This is a genomic window from Ruminococcus sp. 210702-SL.1.03 (genome assembly GCF_020559915.1).
GTDB lineage: Bacteria > Bacillota > Clostridia > Oscillospirales > Ruminococcaceae > YE71.
Genome location: NZ_JAJCLZ010000168.1, coordinates 1 through 258, shown reverse-complemented (window position 1 = coordinate 258; position 258 = coordinate 1). Strand labels below are relative to the sequence as shown.

Here is a 258-nt window from a genome sequence, read left to right as displayed (position 1 = left end):
ACTATGATTTTCTTGACGAGATCCAGGTGGAGATGTCCTCGGCAAGACAGTTTATGTTTGCGGTACGGTTCAGGCGTGAAAAGGACGAGCAGATATTCAGCACGCTTAATCGTGTTGACAAAGCAATCTCAGAACATGGCTTTACGGCTCGTCGAATGTCCAAACCTGAGATAAAGCGTATGCTTGCGCTTTACTTCGGAACGAGCATATCGGGCGAGGGAATCCCTGATATTGAGGGAGAAGCGGAATTTAATTTGG

General features: G+C 46.9%; 1 pseudogene. It reads left to right on the top strand.

Annotated elements, in window-relative coordinates:
• Nucleotides 1-258 (top strand): annotated as a pseudogene (locus LI114_RS13965) (hypothetical protein); the annotation flags it as partial.